Raw genomic sequence first — 16,965 nt, 5'->3', positions numbered from 1 at the left:
ACCATGGGCCGGGCCGCCGAGATGCTCGGCACCACCCAGGGCTTCCTCCGCGCCATCGGCGAAGCCCGCCTCATCACCCCGCTGCGCTCCGCCGGCGGCCATCGCCGCTACTCCCGCTACCAGCTGCGCATCGCCGCCCGTGCGCGCGAGCTCGTCGACCAGGGCACCCCGATCGAGAGCGCCTGCCGGATCGTGATCCTCGAGGACCAGCTCGAAGAGGCGCAGCGCCTCAACTCCGAGTACCGCCGCGCCGACGAGTCGGCGAGTTCACCGCCCACGGTCTGAGACGGACGCGCCCGCCGGTCCGGCGGGCCCCGCGCACCCGCGCCTACGTGTCGTTCCTCCAGCGACGGGGCTGTCCTGGCCGCATAGCGGCGATCAAAGCCGCGGGCTTCCCTGATCTCCAGGAATGCCAAAACGTGGCATCGGTCGGATCCAGAAGGACGCCTGGGCCGAGAACATCACCCGGCCTGACCGCCGCTCGCCGGAGTCTGCACATCGCCCGGTTCTGGGCGGCCCCGTGCGAACGCGACCAGGGTGAAGCCCGCCCGGCCCCTCTTCCGCCTCTACGCCGACCACCCCCGGGAAGCAGCAGACCGGGTCACGCGCCGAGGGCGAACGGTACCCGGCCCCGGTTCCCGTACTCGTGTCCTCGAGCGCGTCGAAGTCCGTCTCGACGCCGGCGGCCGTACACCGGCGTGGGTGGGTCGAGGCAGTCGTCATGACGAACCCGGAGGCGAACGCCTCCGGGTTCGTCTCGCCGTGCGGGGACAGGTCAGTCGGTCAGGTACGCGCGCAGGACCGTGACTTCGGACTTGTTGCCCGCGGTGTCGACCACCGTGCCGCGCAGGGAGGCGTGACCGCCCTGCGGCGGGGTCTGCGTGGTGACCGTCCCGTCCTGGACCGGCAGGGTCTGCCAGGTGTAGCCGTCGTCGTAGGAGACGGACACCGTCAGGGACTTCAGTCCCTTGCCGGCTGCCGGGCCCTGGACGGTGACGGGGACGCGGAGCGGGTAGCCCGCGTTGACGGTCCCGTCCAGACGTACCGGAGGAGCGAACCGGACGACGGAGGCGGGCAGCTGTGCCGCAGTGCCTGTCGCGGTGGTGCCGGAGCGGAACCACCAGGTCGCGGTCACCTTGGACGAGGTGCGGCTGACGGTCTCGGACTGGGTGGAAGAGGCCACCAGCTTGTAGGAGGCCTCACCGGACGCGACGTCGAAGGGCTTGGCGTCGCGGAGTTCGGTTGCCTGGTTGCCGACGACGACCCCGTTGCGGTAGAGCACGGTCTTGCCCTTCGCGTGGAAGCCGGTGCCGTCGTGCCCGGCGCCGTCCGCGAGCAGCGGCAACGTGCCCCACATCCGGTCGCCCTTGCGGTAGAGGCCGAGTCCCGCCGCGGTGTCCACCCGGGGCCCGGCGGCGGCGGTGTTGAAGCGTTCCCGGTAGGTGCGGCCGCCCGTGTAGGCGCGTTCGCCGGCGTACGAGGTCTCCGCGATCTGATAGCCGTTCTCGTCCACGCCGAACTGGGAGGCGGACAGCGCCCACTTCACGCCGTCGACCGAGGAAAGGTGCAGCGTCACCGTGTTCGGCAAGAGCCGCGGCTGCCACATGGAGCTCGGGCCGCCGTTGCCCGGAAGCCGGCCGACTGCTCGTACGACGCCTTCCTTGTCGGGCGCCGAGGAACCGTGATCGACCGTGACGGTGGCCAGGTCGGAGGCCTTCAGATGGCGGGTGTAGCCGGTGGCCAGAGTGCGCACCGGGCCGCCGAGCGTGGTGTGGTACTCCTCGGTTTCGGACACCGCGTGCTTGTCCCACCGCTGGGTCAGACTGCTTCCGGCGACCGGCTCGGGCCCCTGGCCGTGGGTGCGCAGGGGGATTCCTGCGTAGAGCCACCATCCGAAGGTGTAGCCGACGCCTCCGAGGCGCAACTCGTAGCTGGGGGTGATGAACCCGATGACGGTCGGGTCCGCGGGCACCGTGATGTCCACCGGCTTGGTGGTGCGGGCGTCGACCGTGACCGTGGTGTTGCGGGTGATGTCGAGGCGGGGCTGGGAGATCCAGTCGAGGCCCTTCTCGCTGTTCTCCGGGTCGGCCCAGAGGTGAGAGTCGAGCATGTAGCTGCCCTTGGGGACGCGGATGGTCTGGGAGGGGGAGTTCTCGTGGATGTTGAACCTCCTGCCGGTGGCCAGACCGTTCACCCCCTGGAGGTCGCTGAAGTAGCCGGCCGGCCGCTTGCCGTCCAGGCCGATGTGGCGGATGGTCAGCGCGTACGACTCGACCTCGCGATCGGCGACGATCGCCGTACGGACGCTCTGCCCGGCCGCGGTCGCCACCGCGTGCCCGGTGTACCGGCCGTTGACGGAGCCGCCGAGCCGGGTGTTCAGGGTGAGGTCCACCGAGGCGGTCTTGCCGGCGGGGACGGTGACGCTCGGTCGGGCGAAGGCGAGGAATCCGGCCGGGGCGGGCTTGCCGTCGGGGCCGGTGGCGGTGACGGACAGGTTCAGGGTGACCGGGGCGGTGCCCAGGTTGCGGTAGGTGACCTTGCGGGTGACGGGGGCGTCGTCCTCGTGCGGCCACAGCTGGTTGGCGAAGGCCAGCGCGAGGGGCTCGGCGACCACGGACTGGCCGAGCGCCTGATCGACCGAGATCCGGCCGCTGCCCTGCTGGAAGGCGTTGTAGGGGCCGGGCTTGGTGGAGCCGGTGAGGATGCCCTTGAGCTGGGCACCGGTCCACGTCGGGTGCTGCTGCTTGAGCAGGGCGGCGGCGCCGGCCGCGTGCGGTGCGGCCATGGAGGTGCCGGAAAGGGTGAGGTAGCCGGCCGGGTTCTGACCGACCCTCTGTTCGATGGCGCTGCCGACGGCGGCGGCGGCGGTGATGCCCACGCCCGGGGCCGTGACGTCGGGCTTGACGGCGCCGTCGCCCGCGCGGGGGCCTGTGCCGGAGAAGTCGGCGAGGACGTCGGCCTTGTCGACGGCGCCCACGGTGAGGGCGGCGTCGGCGCTGCCGGGGGAGTCGATCGTGCCCGGCCCGGACTTCCCGTCGTTGCCGGCGGCGACGGCGAAGAGGACGCCCTTGTCGGCGGAGAGCTGGTTCACGGCGGCTTCGATCGGGTCGATCTCGGGCGCGTCGGGCCCACCGAGGCTGAGGTTGACGACCTGGGCTCCCTGCGCGACGGCCCACTCGATGCCGGCCAGGATGCCGGAGTCGCTGCCGTAGCCGTCGTCGCCGAGAACCTTGCCGTTGAGCAGCTTGGCTCCCGGCGCGACGCCCTTGTACTTCCCTCCCGACTTGGCCCCCGTACCGGCGGCGATGGAGGCGACGTGGGTGCCGTGGCCGTAGCGGTCCGCGGTGCTTCCGGATTCGGAGAAGTCCGCCGCGGCGACGACCCGGCCGGTGAGGTCGGGGTGGCTCGTGTCGATGCCGGTGTCGAGGATGGCGATCTTCACGCCGGTACCGTCGTAGCCGGCGGCCCAGGCCTTGTCGGCGCCGATCTGACGCGTGCTCTTGTCCAGGCTGGCGGCGCGGATGCCGTCGAGCCAGACGGAGGCGATGCCGGAGGGGGCGGCCAGACGGGTGGCGCCGCCCTGCCGGCCGGTGAGCCCGTCCCAGAGCGCGGCGGCACTCACCGGAGTAGCGGTCACGGCCTCGGCGCTGAGGAGGTCGTACGTACGATCCACGCGCAGGCCATTGGTGGAACGCAGAGCGGACTTGGCGGCCGGGGCGGAGCCGTCGTAGCGGACGATCAGCTTCAGTTGGTTGCCGCGGGCCTTGAGGTACTCGGAGCGGGAGAGTTCGGTGAGGTCGAAGAGGCGGGGATCGAGCCGGCCGGACTCGATCAGGGGCCGGGCGTCGAGCGGGACGAGGCTGCTGCCGCCTTTGTCCCGGCGGACCGACACGGGTATCTTCTCCCGGCCCTTGGCCGGGGCGAAGCCGACCGGGCGGCCTTCGGAGTCCACGGTGACCTGGTCCCCTGTGATCAGGGTCAGTTGGGTGAACCCCTGCCCGGCGGGCTGTTGACCCGCGTGGACGTCCGAGCTGCCGGTCATGGGTGCGGCTGCGACGGGTGTGGTCAGACCCGCCGTGAGCGCGATGGCGGCGACGGCTGCCGAGGCGGCCGCCCCCGTTCTCCGAATGCGAGGTGTGCGCACGTCAATTCCCCCTGAAAGCCGAGCGATCACCAACGGGAAGGAGGCACCGTGGTGTTCTCGCAGTATTGCCGGGGGCTGATGACCGATCCATGACCGTTTCGCAACGGTTGACGGAGGGCGGGAATCCGGCAGGCGAGGTTCCGTAGGTACCGGCGTGGACGGAGCGTGGCGGCTGGCCGGGCCTTGACCCGGATGGCGGATACGTTCATGTGGCTCGGGCCGGGGGAGGCGGGGAGTTGCTGCCGGTGGGAGGTCGTTCTCGTAGGCGATCGGGGATCGCCGGCCGAGGCGGGTGTGTGTCCGCGTCGGTGACTCGGTGCACTGACCGGTCCGGCTGTCTGGACACCACGCGCAACGTTCAGTAGCGACGGGGGATTTGAGGGCCACGCCCGCGATCGGGGCGTGGTCTTCGTCGACCAGTAGTGGCGGGAGACCGCACCCGCGAACGATCGACTGAAGGGGGTTCTGCGCGGCCCGGCATCGGCCCGGCCCGGTCCGGACCGGAATGCCTTGACAGGCTAAGTAGTTAGCCGCCATATTATCTCCATGACGAGCGACGGCATCGACGGTGAGGCGCCCACGCTCGACCAGGCCAGGAGGCAGGTCGAGCACTACGACCTGGAGGTCGATCCGCAGGCGGTGCTGGTCGCGGTGCGGCTGATCTCGGCGGGCGCGCGGGTCGGCAGGATGGCCGAGGCGCACTTCGCCCGGTTCGGCCTGTCGACGGGGCGCTACCGGGTGCTCGCCGACCTCGAAGACCACGGCGGGGAGAAGTCTCCCTCCTCCCTTGCCGCCGACCTCGGTGTCTCCAGGGCCACGGTCACCGGCCTGCTGGACGGCCTCGAGCGTGAAGGTCTGATCGCGCGCCGGCCCTCCATGGAGGACGGTCGGGGCACGGTGGCCATCCTGACCGCGCGTGGTGCGCAGCTCCTGCGCGACATGGCGCCCGAGCACTTCGGGCGGCTCGAGGCGATGGTGGGCGGGCTTTCCGTCGACGAGCGCGCGGTGTTCCTGGACCTGCTCGCCCGAGTGGTCCGCGGCAGCGCGGCCCTCGTCGCCGACTGACCGCGCTCTCCGCATTTTTGGCCCAGCCCTCCGGCCGGGCCCCTTTTATGACCAAGTAGTTAGCTGCCTAATTAAATGGCGGGCGTGATGGGCCTGCCACCCCGCTCCCACCCCTCGCCGCGACCCTTCGCTTCCCTCGCACGTACGAGAAAGAGGCCACCATGCCCGCAACGAAGGACAGGGCCAGCCGCAACCGCGCAGGCTCCCGGCAGATCCGGCCGTCCCGGCCGTTCACCCTGTGGCGTGAAGTGCTGACCGCCTACGCCGCCCCCGCGCTGATGGCCGGTACCGCCGGTCTCGTCAACGGGCAGCGGGACCTGGCCGTGGCCGCCTGTACCTCCATCGCCGGCACCTCCGCCGTGGTGGCGTTCCTGGTCGGCGCCTGGCTGCGGCGCGGCGGGCGGCCGCGACGCTGGACCGTCACCACCCCGCGCTTCGCCCTGACCGCCGCACTCGTCGTCACCGCCTCCAGTGCGGCGGCCCTGCTGGGATGGTTCACGGCCCAATGGGTACCCGCCCACACCCCGGTCCCCGCCACCCCCTGGCTTGAGCGCCTGCGCATCGACCTGCCCGTCTCCGCGGCCCTCGCCACCACCATCGTCACCCTCCGCTGGCGCGCCACCACCCCGGCACGCCCTGACTCCCGCGCGTAACCGTCTCTCCAACGGGCCCACCCACCCGACGGGCCCCGACCCGACCGAAGTCACCAAGGAACGAACAAAGGAATGAGTACTCGATGATCGTCGTCATGGGAGCGACCGGAGCCACCGGGAACGCCCTGCTCCACAGTCTCCTCGCCCTCGGCGCACCCGTCCGCGCGCTGACCCGCACTCCGCACATCCCGATCCCCGGCGCAACCGGCCCACACCCGCGGCCCGTTGAGGTCCAGTACGCGGACGCCGCCGACCCCGGGTCCCTGCGCACCGCGTTCAAGGGCGCCGGCCAGCTCTTCCTCGCCATGGCGAACGGCCCCGCGCAGGTCGCGCTCGAAACCCGCGTCATCGACATCGCCGCCCAAGCCGGCATCGGACACATCGTCAAGATCTCCGCACCCGCCGCCGAACCCCACTCCCCGGTCGCCGTGTCCCGCGGACACCACGCCGTCGAGGAACACCTGCGCGCCTGCGGCCTCACCCACACCGTCCTGCGCCCCTACGCGTTCATGCAGAACCTCCTGCGCCTGGCTCCCGCCGTCGCCCAGGGCGTCATCCTCGGCACGATGGGCGAAGCGCCCTGCAACTACATCGACTGCCGCGACATAGGCGACGTCGCCGCGGCCGCCCTCACCAGGCCCGGCATCGTCGGCGGCACCTACACCCTGACCGGACCCGAAGCCGTCGCGTACCCCGAACTCGCCGCACGGCTGACCACTCTGACGGGCAGTGCGGTCCGCTACGTCAACCTCGCGCCGGACGAACTGCGCGACCGCCTCATCCGCAACGCCCACATGCCCGACTGGCTCGCCGACCACGTGACCGAGATCCAGCAACTCGCCGTCACCCGGCCCGAGAGCCCGACCACCACGGTCACCGATCTCCTCGGCCGTCCGCCCCGCACCCTCGACGCCTTCCTGCGCGAACACCAAGCACACTTCCGCTCCACAGATCTTTCAGCGGGGCGGCAACCTCGACCGGCCTCGGGCGTCCTCCCCGTGCGTGGAGAGCAATCGCGTTAGCGGCGGTCAGGGCAGCGCTGGGCTCGACCGGGGTGGTCGGGGCGGATGTGGCGCCGACTGGTCCCGGGAATTCTGAGGGTGCGCTCCAGAGCCGAATCCGCGTACGGAGACTGCTGACCGCACCACTTACCGCTGCCGCCTGGGCGTGGTAGATCTTGCGCTCGGCGACGAACAGGGGGCCCGGGCATGGACTGGCAGGTGATTCGGCTGCTGGCCTGCGCGGTGTGTGGCGTATGGGCGCTGCTGGGGTACGGATGGTCGCTGGCCGGGGCCACCCGTGGACAGCGTGCAGTTCGGGTGACCGGGCGGATCGTCGATGTGCAGGCTCCCGCACACGGCGCCCCCGGCACGGCCGGGATACCCGTGGTCATTGCCTTTCCCGACACCGCCACAGGGCAGGAACACACCCTGCGGTACGAGGCCGAGCGCGGAATCCAACTGGACACGGTCTGGGTGGGCCGCGAGGTCGCGGTGCTCCACCCACCCGGCAACCCGCAGCGGTTCGAGGTCACCTACACACTCCAGGACGGCCTGAGCGGGCGGGGCTGGCCGAACTTCGCGGTCTTTCTGCTGTACGCAGCACTGGTCACCGACACCGCGATCCGCCACGGCTACCCGTGGGCACTGCTCGGCGCAGGCGGGCCGCTGACCGTCGCCATGGTGTTCGTCCTGCGCCACGACCTTCGCCTGGCGCGCCAGGAGTCCGCTCGGCTGGCCGAAGCCATCTGCGTTCCGGGCCGTCTGATCGCCGTCACCAAGTCCATCCACGACGACAACGAGGGGACCTGGACCAGCTACGCCTCGATCATCGCCTTCACAACCCGTGAGGGCACGACCGTCACGGCCCGCCTCCCCACCCCGCCGAAGGACCCGGCCGCCGCGTACGGCCAGGAAGTGGCGGTCCACTACGTGCCCGACGACCCCGAGATCTTCACCCTGGACGTTGCCGCTTCCCGTCGCTCCTCGATCGGGGACATCGTCTTCGTCATCCTGGTCCTGCTCCTCGGCGCGGCGACGACCGCCGCGGGTGCCGTCCTGCTCTAGCAGCCGGGATCGAGAACCGTCGCGCACGGTGCATGCTTTGCGGCATGTGTACCGGCACGCGGGTTTCGACAGCACGAGGCTGCGGGGCTGGCAGGGTCTCGTCCTTCCCTCCCCTGTACGGGTGTTGGCGCTGGGCGGCTCCAGCCGATCACCACCGGCCGCGTCCGAACCGCCGAGACGACCGCGTCCCGTGGCTCGGGCCGATATCGCATGGCAACCGCGCCCCCAGCCAGGCAGGGTGTGGGGTGATGAGCTATCACGACGAGAAGTCCCGCAGCCTGTCCTATGCCCGCCACGACACGCTGGAAGGGCTGCTGCAACGCGGCCGGGGGTTGGGCACGGAGCGCGCACGGTGTGACCCGGGGGCCGCCGCGCCCTTCGTGTACGACGGGATCCGTCGGGACTGGAAGTGGGACTCCAGCGACGGCCGTTACCTCTACCAGGCACGGCTGGTCCGTGACCTGAAGCTGTCACCGACGCCGGTCGTGGAGCAGTTGGCGGGGGACGAGGAGGAGTGCTCGCGGGCCGCCCTCGTGCTGGAGCTGATCGCCCTCGACGGATCGGACGAGGCCCGGGAGGGGATTCGGGCATACATTCGGGTAGGCAAGCACTGGGTGGCGGTATTGCAGTCGGTCGCGGATGGCTGGCCGACCGATTGGTGGGAGGACCTGGGTGATGTCGCACGCGCCCGGATCGGCGAAGAGGAGGATCTTCCGTGGTCCGCCGAGCCGTGGGGCCGGTTCGGGATCGAGGTGCCCGGTCGCACGTACCGTCCGAGGCCGTCCCTCGGCGGGCTGAGCGACGATGAGCTGCTCGCCCTGCTGGCCGCCGACGGCACGGAGTTCAACACGAAGGTCGATGCGCTGCGGTCGCTGGCCGGGCGGGAGCCGGCCGAGGGGCTGATCGCGCTCGTACCCTCGCTCGGAACCCGGGACGGCAGCCGGTCCCTGCCCTGGCTCCGGCGGGCGGTCGACCGCCTCGGAGCCCTCGCTGTGCCGGCGGCACGCGGGTGGGCCGTGGACGGGCGGGAGTGGCTGGCCCGGCTGGGGGCGGACGTCCTGGCCGACCACCCCGGGCCCGAGGCACTACCGGGGCTCGTGGCCGAACTCACCGAACAGTGGAAGGCCAGCACCTGGTGCGGTCCCGACACCACGGCGAAGACACTGGCCCGCTTCGGACCCGAAGCCGCCGACGCCGTGCCCGTACTCTGGCGCTTCTGGCGGCACACCCCGCACTCGTACGAGCGCGCTGACTACCTGAAGGCGCTCGCCGCGATCGACCCGTCCGGCTTGGACGACGCATACACCGAGTCGCTCTGGGACTGCGAGGAACGGGCACGCCTGCTGGCCATCGTCTCGGCACCCCACCATCCGCAGACCCTGGACCGAATCGCCCTACTCCGCGACGACCCGATGGAAACACCAGAGGTCCGGACCGCTGCCGAAGCACGGTTGGCCCGGTGACCGACCGTGAGTCCGTGGCGACCTCCAACGTCCGAGTTGGCTGCGGACCCTCGCGGGAGGCCACGTCGAGTTTGTGCTGGTACGCGTGTCGGCCGAGGCGACTAGCTCGTTACGATCATGGCCCTTGCTTCGCTGACCAGGGGCCTTGTAACGATGAAAGCTTCCCCGCGCCGCCATGGCTCACCGTTTGCATGACCCTGCCTCGCTCCACTTCGCCGAATCCTGCCCGTCCCCGGAACCACCCGCATCCGCGCGAAGGTGCTGCGCGACGAACTCGTATCGGCGGCCGAGTGGGTCGCCCGATACCTGAGCGAACTGCCCCAGGGCCCGGTGAGCCGTCCGCTGCCTGCGCAGGTGCGATCCCTGCTGCGTGAGGGACGGCTGCGGCCACAGGGCGGAGAGCTCGGCGGGGTACTGGAGCGTGCCGGTGGGGTGCGGAGCGTTGCTCGTCCCGGACCCCGAGCATCTGCACACCGCCTTCGCCCACCAGGCCTCCTACCTCACCGCCGGTGAACCCGACGCACTGCCGTGGCTGTCCCACGCCACGATCGAGCTGACCCGTCCCCCTGGCCGGTCGCCTGCTTCAAGCTCACCGACCCGAACGAGGGCGACCCGGATGCCCTGCACACCCGTATCGCCCGCCGAGTCCAGGACAACGGACACGTCTACCTCGCCACCGTGGCCGTCCAAGGCCGCCCCGTCCTGCGCGCCGCTCTGTGCAATTGCCGCACCACCACGGACGACCTCGACCTGCTGTTCCGCGAAGCCCTCCACGCCGTCGACACCGAGGATTCCGCCCGCCGCGACCGATTACTGAGGTTTTCTGTTCGGCGTCGGGCAGGGACGGTTCATGGTCCCTTCGGTATGCCGGTGGCGTGAGATATCCGGAGGGTGGGGGCCTGACCTCTGAGATTCGGGCATCTCGTGAGGGGATCCGGCTTCAGTCCGTCAAGAGGTTCACGGCGGGTGAGAAGACCGCGGTAATCGAGCCCGCTGTCGATCCCCCTGCCAGCCAGCCTGCAACCGGGCACTGGCAAGCGGTCCGGACCTGCCCTCGGACCGGACCGCTCGCACCGGGTGCTACTCCTCGCTAGGCCTCCTGGCCCGCTGAGTGGAAGTTGATGCGTTCCTTGATGACGGGGAAGCCGGCCTTGGTGAAGTTCGCGGCCATGGGGAAGTTGCCCTGGTCGGTCGATCCGGTGACGACCTCCGCGCCCTGCTCGACGAGGAGGTGGGTGCATTCCGCGAGGAGGTCGTAGGCGTAGCCGTGACCGCGCTGCTCCGGCAGGACTCCGATGAAGCCGATGGTCGGGCCGGAGGGGTTGTGGGCCGGTATGTGGATGCCGGCCAGGTTGCCCTCGGGCGTGTGCGCGATCTGCCACCACTCCCGTGGGGAGGGGCACCAGTGGAGGAAGTCGAGTTCCTCCTGGGCGGCCTGGTCGAGACCGCCCTCCTCGATGGCCCTGAGCGCGTGGGCGTCCAGGGTGACGGAATGGATGCGGCGAAACGCGTCGAAGAACACGGCGTCGTCGGGTTCGGCGCTGAAGCGCAGGCGTCCGGGCCGCTGGGGCAGACCTTGCTCCGGGGTCCAGCGGTACAGGAAGCGTTCCACCAGGAGTTCGTACCCAGCGGCTCGTGCGGCGGCGAAGCGCGTCTCGGCGCCGGCCCGCAGTTCGGGGTCGTCCCGCCAGCCGCTGGGCACGTTGATCTCGAGTTCGACCTGCCAGGGAGCGGAGCGCAGGAGTTCGGCTCCGGCCTCCTCCTCCCCCTCGGCCACGTCGAACCAGTTGATGTTGACGGGCTCCGAGTCGTCGGGGCCGCCCCACCACGCGCCGCGTGCAACGACTTCGCCATCGCGCAGGGCGACGCGCTTCCAGTGGGGGCGGAACCGGGTACGCCGATGACCCTCACGGGCGCCCAGGGGGTCGGGGAGTGCGTCAAAGAGATGTGCGTCGCTCGCGGAGAGCGCACGGATGACCAGATCGGTCATGGATTCCTCCGGGATACAGGCTGCTTGGAGCGCCCCCGGTCAGAACTGAGAAACCACGCCGGGATGTTGGAAGAGGGAGCGCTGGAAAGGTGTGAACCACACGGCACTCGCCTCCTTCCGTTCATCTCAGGGCGTGGAGCCACACGGTACGTGATCTTCCGCGGGTCCGTCCACGGATTTCTGCGGCCCTTGGAAGGAAGGGTTTCGCGGGAGGAGGCAGGGCGCTCTCAATGGCCCACGGGGCCTTACTACTGAGGTTCTCAGGGTGGGGTCAGCGGGTTGATGGCCAGGCCGGTGGAGGTGAGGCAGCCGTCGATCAGGCGAGGCCGAAGCTGAATCTTGCGTAACTCGCGTCGCAGTACGCGGTCGAGGTCGTCGGGTGTGCCGAAGGCGGTGTTGGCCATCGCTCGACGTACCAGTGACCAGAAGGTCTCGACGGGGTTCAGGTCAGGGGCGTAGGGCGGGAGGCGGACGGTGGTGAGCCAGTCATGCTCGGCCTCATAGCGTTTCAGCCCGGCTGCGAGGTGGGTGTTGAGGTTGGCCCAGACCACCACGATCGGGTCGCCGAGCTGGATGTGCGCCCGCACCAGGAGGTCGCGGTAGTCCTTCCAGGAGAAGCTTTTGCGGGCGCCCTTGAGGAGGAGATGGGCGCGGGGCCGGTAGATGAGACGGGCCGGTTCGCCGGGTTTGTAGCAGCACAGTGCGGCGACCGAGGCCTGCGGCGGGAGCGGCCGCGGACGCGGATGACGGGGGTGTGTCCGCGCCGGCCCCAGGTGCGGGCGCGGGGCGGCGTCATGGAGAATCCGGCCTCGTCCTCGAAGACGATCCAGCCCCCACACGCCGCCGCGAGGCTTTTACCCGCGGCCACACCTCTTTCTTCCACAGCTCGACGGCGTCCTCGTCGCGTTCGAGTGCTCTGCGGCCGGGCGCCTGCCAGGACCAGCCGTGCCGTTTCAGCAGCCGCCAGACCGTCGCCACCGACAGCGTCAAACACAAACGGCGGCGGATCACCGCCTGGACGCGGACCAGGGTCCACCGCTCATCCTTGAAACCGTGTGCTGACGGGCCCTTGCCGAGCTCGTCCTCGAGAGCGGCGAACTGGGCGTCGGTCACGGTCGGGCAGTTCGCCGGCCCACTCGAGCGAAGGGCCTCCATGCCGCCCTCGCGCCAGGCATGGCGCCAGCGTTCCACCGAGCGGACACTCACCCGCAGATCCTTCGCGATCACCACGGTCTTCTCACCCACCGCGAACCGCACACCGGCATCGAGCCGGATCCCCTCACGAAACGCCCGACGCTCAGCAGTCAGGCCCCCACCCTCCGGATAGCGCATACCACCGGCATACCGCAGGGATCATGCCCCGTCACCACCCGACGACAACCCGAAAACCTCAGTAGGGGACGTCCTGGCTCTGTTCACGAGACGGGTTGTGACGCAGGCCAAGATGCGGTCTGTCGGAGCCCGGGGGACAAGCTCACCGGCCCCTGAGCCGAGGGGCGGCTGCAGCACGGCCCGCGCCGGCGGCGTCAAGGCCGCGGGCGTACGGGACTTCCTTCTCGGTCGGGGTAGGAGCGGTGGGTAAGGTCGCGGAGGTACTTTCAAGAGGGTTTGGGATGGTCATGCCTAGTCAGGTGCGGGTGGCGATACAGCAGGGCGAAGTTCACGCACTGGAGCGGGCAGCGCGAAGCTCGCCGGCAAGAACGTATTGGTGTACGCACGCGGCGGCGTGGACGAACGTGAAGGCCACCTGCCAGCTGACCGTCACCGAGGCGGAGAAGACGAAGACGAAGCTGACCGAGATACTGGAGACGTGCCCCTCATGACCACCCACCAGCCGGATGGCACCCCGTACCCCAGCAGCCAGGATGGCGCAGTTCCGTTGACCGCGCACGTGAAGGCGGGGCCGGGTGGGGTGATGACCGATGAGGTCGGTGTCATCACCGGTGACGTCACCCTCACCACCGATCCCGGCCCCGACGGCACCGTCCAGGTCCGGATCCAGTACACGGGGGCGGAGGAGTGGTACACCCTCACCGGCAGCCCGGCCCCGTACCCACCCGCTGGCCTCGCGGCGTTCCATGAACGCGTCGTCGACGCCGTGAAGGCCGGCGGTGCGGCGGAAGTCCCCGGCACCAGTTCGTGAATACCGGCCTGCCCGACGGCCCGGCTGCGGCATCGTCGTGTTCAGGCGGTGCCGGACAGCGGGCCGCCTGAGCGCGGGCGGCGCGAGGAGGGGACGGTTGATCGCTCCGCCTGTGCCAATGCGGGCTCCGCGGATCCTATGCATCGATGAGTTCGCCTTCCGCAAGGGGCGGGCCCATGGCACCGTCCTCGTCGATGTCGAGTCTTCCCGGCCGGTGAATCTGTTGCCGGATCGAGAGACCAGCACGGTCGCCGCATGGCTCCAGGAGCACCCGGCGCCGAGATCATCTGCCGAGACCGGCTGATGGCATTTACCAAGGCCATCAGACAGGCCGCCCTGGAGGCGCTGGAGGTGGCAGATCGCCGGCACCTGCTCCAGAACCTCTCGACGGCGGTGGAGAAGACCTGCCGCCGGCACCGTGACTGCCTCCGACGGACAGCCGGAACAGAGGTGAGCCTTCCGCCGGCCACACCGGAGACTCCGCTCCTGGACGATCCGACAGCGCCACGCTGAGGTCAACGAGCTTGCCGCCGCCGGCCTGTCGCTGAACGCCATCGGTCGTCGCCTGCGGTTGGATCGCAAGATGGTCCGGCGCTACCGGAACAAGTGCGCTCACGCCGTTGGCCGCCGTCCTCGACGTGCTCGCGGGCACGTGCGACGGCCGACCGGGGGTGACGATAGGGCCGACCTCCGGGTCCGGGCGCGGATTGCGGAGGTCGGCGCGGGCTGCGCGCGGGGTGGGGCGGGGCCTACTGGTCCCAGGGCGGCTTCCCCTCGAACGCCAGCTGGTGTACGTCGAAGAGGACCGCTGCTTCGACACCGAGCGCGGGGCCGCCCATCCGCGCCGCCCAGGTCAGGAACGGGCGGGGTTCGAAGCTCTGTTCTCCTAGCCCTCTGGTGTATTCGGCGTGGGCGGACAGCGAGGCGATGCCGCGTTCCAGGGGTTCTCCGGTGATGTCCACGGCGTGGGTGGGGTGTTCCGGGCCGGCCATGCACACCAGGCGGATGCCGCCCCAGGGCTCGAGGCCTTCGTCGGCCAGTTCCGGGAAGATCCAGCGGTTGCCCGCGTCCCTCGCGGCGTCCAGGGCCGCGAGGCCGACCGCGCGGTGATCGGCCTGGTTGGTGACACCGGCGATCATCCGTACGGTGAACGCGCCCGTCACCACGACCTCGGGCCGATGGCGGCGCATTGCGCGGACGATGTCGCGGCGCAGGTCGGGGCCGTACTCGACCACGCCGTCGCGGTGGTCGAGGAACTCCACCGTGTCCACGCCGACCTCGCGGGCTCCGGCCCGCTCCTCGGCCTCGCGCAGCGGTGCGGCCTCGGCGGGGTGCAGAGCGTCGATGCCTGCTTCACCACGGGTGGCGAGCAGGTACGTCACCTGCTTGCCCTGAGCGGTCCAGCGGGCGACAGCCGAAGCCGCGCCGTACTCGATGTCGTCCGGATGCGCGGCCACGGCCAGACATCGCTCCCAGTTCTCCGGTAGCGGCGGCAGCTGGCTCTGCGGGCCGAACGCGCCCGCTTCATCTCGCGTCGTCATGCACCGATAGTGGCGGTCCGTCTTCCCAGATCCGTAGAGGCGCGCGTCTTTGCCGGTCCTCCTGCGCGCACGGGTCGACGGTGCGCAGCCGTGAAGGGCCGTTCCGGTCGACCGGAACGCCTTCGCCCCGATCGGGTGTGTCCGGGCCGGGGCGGTCCGCGCCCCGCTCTCAGGCTCCCGCCGCGTCCCGGGCCTGCGCCGCGAGGGAGACGCCCAGCTCGCGGCGTCAGCGTCCCTACGACGTCCGCCTGGAGCGCGGCGGCGCCCGCGGCGCCACCGACGCCGTCCTCCAGGCCGTCGCACGCCGCTGCGGCGGCCGTCACCCGATAGGCCCTGGTCCTCGGCGCTCGTCCGATCGTCAGAACTATCCCAGTGGCGGGTGGTGGTGTCCGAAGGACAGTGCCGGAACGGTGTCTCCGTTGAAGTGCCACAGCGCACTCGTGTACCAGAGGACCACCACCACGACCACCAGCGCACCCCCGGCCAGTGGCAGGGCCCAGCCCGGCAGGCGACGGCTCCGCACCAGCAGGACCTTGGCGGCGAACGCCCCGTAGAAGAAGCAGCCGGCGATCGAGTGCACTGCCACACGCGAGCCGGTCAGCTGCACGCCATACGCCCGGACGCAGTGCACCGTGATCGGGACGGAGAGGGCGAACAGGACCACACCGACGATCCGGTGGGTGATGGGCACCGGGCCCGGCACCCGGCGCACCCCGGGCAGCCGGCGGTACATCCACAGCGCCAGCAGCAACTGGAGAGCGGCCAGCCCCAGGACACCGGTGGCGAGCTGCGCCTTGAGACGCACGGCGTCGGTGTCTGCCTGGCCGAACACTGTCGCGGTGTAGTCCGGCGTGTTCGCCCGGCCGAACAGGAAGATGGCGAGGAAGACCGCGACGGCAGCCGCGAACGCCAGTGCGAGAGCGAGCCTGCCTTCCGGGCGGCGCAGAGCGGGCCGGGCGTTCGACATGGTGCTCCTCGTCTCGGAACCCTGAGGGTTGGCGGTTCGTCATCCCTTCTACTCGTCTGGTGCCGCAGATGGCGGCCGACGCGGCCGTAGCGGCCTCGACTCCTCGTTGGCGCGGCCGAAGCACTCGGTGTGAAGGGCGTCGATGTCGACGGATGCCATCCGTCCCGCCAGACTCCGGGGGTGGGCCCTGTGGGGGCACCTGGGCCCGCAGTACGGTCTAGCCGCGCGCCCGTCTGCGGCGCAGGAGGATGCCGACGGCCGCCCCGGCCAGGGCCGTTGCCGCCACTCCCGCCGTTGTCCACCAGACGGCGGGACCCGTGCCGGGTTCTGCCGGGGCCTCGGAGGCCGTTGCAGGTGTCGGCGTCGGCGTCGGCGTCGGGTTCTGCGCCTGCGTCCCGGTCGGCGTGGACGACGGGTCTGCGGGGCGGGGACCCGGGGTGCCGGTGGTCGGTGCCGGGTCCACCACCGGTACGCCGACTTCGAGTTCGCCGTGCCCGAGGGCGGGGAAGCCCACGTCCACGCTGACCTTCCAGGCACCGGGCGGCAGGGACTCGGCCGTGGTCCAGCCGGCCGGCGTCGCGGCGGGATCGCGCACCAGCCGCCAGGGCCCCAGCGTGCGGGCGCCGTCGGCGCTGACCGCGTTCACGGTGGCGGCGACCGCCTCTTCGACGGCGTCGCCGTCGTTCTCCCAGGTGACGTTCGCGGTGACGTGGCCCTCCCGCTGCCCGGTGACCACCACCTTCACGGTGTCGCCGTGGGCGTGCGCCACGGCCGGGGACAGCAGGATCAGGCCGACGGCGGTCAGGACGGCCTGGAAAGCGATTCGTATGCGCATCGTGGCGTGCTCCGGGTGGAGTGAAGGGCCGGGGGACGGCCGCGCGGCGCGGCCGGGCGCCGGGGCGGGCGTGAGGGGGGGGGTCGGGTGAGACCGCC

General features: G+C 70.8%; 16 protein-coding genes and 1 pseudogene. 9 read left to right on the top strand and 8 right to left on the bottom strand.

Annotation, left to right across the window (positions count from 1 at the left end; genetic code table 11):
* Positions 1–285: MerR family transcriptional regulator (locus tag ACFVX6_RS38195; protein ID WP_389699190.1), on the top strand; the 285-nt coding region annotated here is incomplete at its 5' end.
* 490 nt (positions 286–775) lie between these two features.
* On the opposite strand, the gene ACFVX6_RS38190 is transcribed toward ACFVX6_RS38195, so the two are convergent.
* Entirely contained in the window at positions 776–4,144 is a 3,369-nt protein-coding gene (locus ACFVX6_RS38190) for a S8 family serine peptidase (protein WP_389699189.1), read from the bottom strand.
* 546 nt (positions 4,145–4,690) lie between these two features.
* On the opposite strand from ACFVX6_RS38190, the gene ACFVX6_RS38185 reads away from it, so the two are divergent.
* The 6 genes from ACFVX6_RS38185 (at position 4,691) to ACFVX6_RS38160 (ending at position 10,270) form a co-directional block, all read left to right on the top strand.
* The gene (locus ACFVX6_RS38185) at positions 4,691–5,209 is read left to right on the top strand and encodes a MarR family winged helix-turn-helix transcriptional regulator (RefSeq protein ID WP_389699188.1); all 519 of its coding nucleotides are present in this window, start codon (positions 4,691–4,693) and stop codon (positions 5,207–5,209) included.
* Between the two features lie 161 nt (positions 5,210–5,370).
* Positions 5,371–5,862 (top strand): hypothetical protein, encoded by a 492-nt coding sequence (locus ACFVX6_RS38180; protein ID WP_389699187.1) that lies wholly within the window; start codon positions 5,371–5,373, stop codon positions 5,860–5,862.
* 95 nt (positions 5,863–5,957) lie between these two features.
* On the top strand, positions 5,958–6,884 hold the full coding sequence (locus ACFVX6_RS38175; RefSeq protein ID WP_389699186.1) for an NmrA family NAD(P)-binding protein: 927 nt from the start codon (positions 5,958–5,960) through the stop codon (positions 6,882–6,884).
* 186 nt (positions 6,885–7,070) lie between these two features.
* Positions 7,071–7,928: a DUF3592 domain-containing protein gene (locus ACFVX6_RS38170; RefSeq protein ID WP_389699185.1), complete on the top strand. Its 858-nt coding sequence runs from the start codon at positions 7,071–7,073 to the stop codon at positions 7,926–7,928.
* A 248-nt stretch (positions 7,929–8,176) separates the two neighbouring features.
* Positions 8,177–9,391: a hypothetical protein gene (locus ACFVX6_RS38165; protein WP_389699184.1), complete on the top strand. Its 1,215-nt coding sequence runs from the start codon at positions 8,177–8,179 to the stop codon at positions 9,389–9,391.
* Positions 9,392–9,919: 528 nt separating this feature from the next.
* The gene (locus ACFVX6_RS38160) at positions 9,920–10,270 is read left to right on the top strand and encodes a hypothetical protein (RefSeq protein WP_389699183.1); all 351 of its coding nucleotides are present in this window, start codon (positions 9,920–9,922) and stop codon (positions 10,268–10,270) included.
* A gap of 211 nt (positions 10,271–10,481) precedes the next feature.
* On the opposite strand, the gene ACFVX6_RS38155 is transcribed toward ACFVX6_RS38160, so the two are convergent.
* The 4 genes and pseudogenes from ACFVX6_RS38155 to ACFVX6_RS38140 all read right to left on the bottom strand — a co-directional run bounded on the left by ACFVX6_RS38155 (position 10,482) and on the right by ACFVX6_RS38140 (position 13,212).
* Positions 10,482–11,381 carry a GNAT family N-acetyltransferase gene (locus tag ACFVX6_RS38155; protein WP_389699182.1) on the bottom strand — a complete coding sequence of 300 codons (900 nt, stop codon included), beginning with the start codon at positions 11,379–11,381 and terminating at the stop codon, positions 10,482–10,484.
* A 260-nt stretch (positions 11,382–11,641) separates the two neighbouring features.
* Positions 11,642–12,177 (bottom strand): annotated as a pseudogene (locus ACFVX6_RS38150) (transposase).
* The gene (locus ACFVX6_RS38145; protein ID WP_389699181.1) at positions 12,174–12,713 is read right to left on the bottom strand and encodes a winged helix-turn-helix domain-containing protein; all 540 of its coding nucleotides are present in this window, start codon (positions 12,711–12,713) and stop codon (positions 12,174–12,176) included. Before ACFVX6_RS38145 ends, ACFVX6_RS38150 begins: the two are co-directional and overlap by 4 nt.
* Positions 12,714–13,041: 328 nt before the next feature.
* Positions 13,042–13,212, bottom strand: coding sequence for a hypothetical protein (locus ACFVX6_RS38140; RefSeq protein WP_389699180.1), 171 nt, complete (start codon positions 13,210–13,212; stop codon positions 13,042–13,044).
* An 84-nt stretch (positions 13,213–13,296) separates the two neighbouring features.
* On the opposite strand from ACFVX6_RS38140, the gene ACFVX6_RS38135 reads away from it, so the two are divergent.
* Positions 13,297–13,524, top strand: coding sequence for a hypothetical protein (locus tag ACFVX6_RS38135; RefSeq protein ID WP_389699179.1), 228 nt, complete (start codon positions 13,297–13,299; stop codon positions 13,522–13,524).
* Positions 13,525–13,642: 118 nt separating this feature from the next.
* Positions 13,643–13,828 (top strand): transposase, encoded by a 186-nt coding sequence (locus ACFVX6_RS38130; RefSeq protein WP_389699191.1) that lies wholly within the window; start codon positions 13,643–13,645, stop codon positions 13,826–13,828.
* A gap of 445 nt (positions 13,829–14,273) precedes the next feature.
* On the opposite strand, the gene ACFVX6_RS38125 is transcribed toward ACFVX6_RS38130, so the two are convergent.
* The 3 genes from ACFVX6_RS38125 to ACFVX6_RS38115 form a co-directional block, all read right to left on the bottom strand.
* The gene (locus tag ACFVX6_RS38125) at positions 14,274–15,065 is read right to left on the bottom strand and encodes a PIG-L deacetylase family protein (RefSeq protein WP_389699178.1); all 792 of its coding nucleotides are present in this window, start codon (positions 15,063–15,065) and stop codon (positions 14,274–14,276) included.
* 364 nt (positions 15,066–15,429) lie between these two features.
* Positions 15,430–16,032: a DUF6529 family protein gene (locus ACFVX6_RS38120; RefSeq protein ID WP_389699177.1), complete on the bottom strand. Its 603-nt coding sequence runs from the start codon at positions 16,030–16,032 to the stop codon at positions 15,430–15,432.
* Positions 16,033–16,249: 217 nt separating this feature from the next.
* Positions 16,250–16,867 (bottom strand): hypothetical protein, encoded by a 618-nt coding sequence (locus ACFVX6_RS38115; protein WP_389699176.1) that lies wholly within the window; start codon positions 16,865–16,867, stop codon positions 16,250–16,252.
* Positions 16,868–16,965 lie beyond the last annotated feature (98 nt).

Source organism: Streptomyces sp. NPDC058289, assembly GCF_042880975.1.
In the GTDB taxonomy this organism is placed as follows: Bacteria; Actinomycetota; Actinomycetes; order Streptomycetales; family Streptomycetaceae; genus Streptomyces; species Streptomyces stoeckheimensis.
This window is presented reverse-complemented; position numbering and strand designations above follow the sequence as displayed.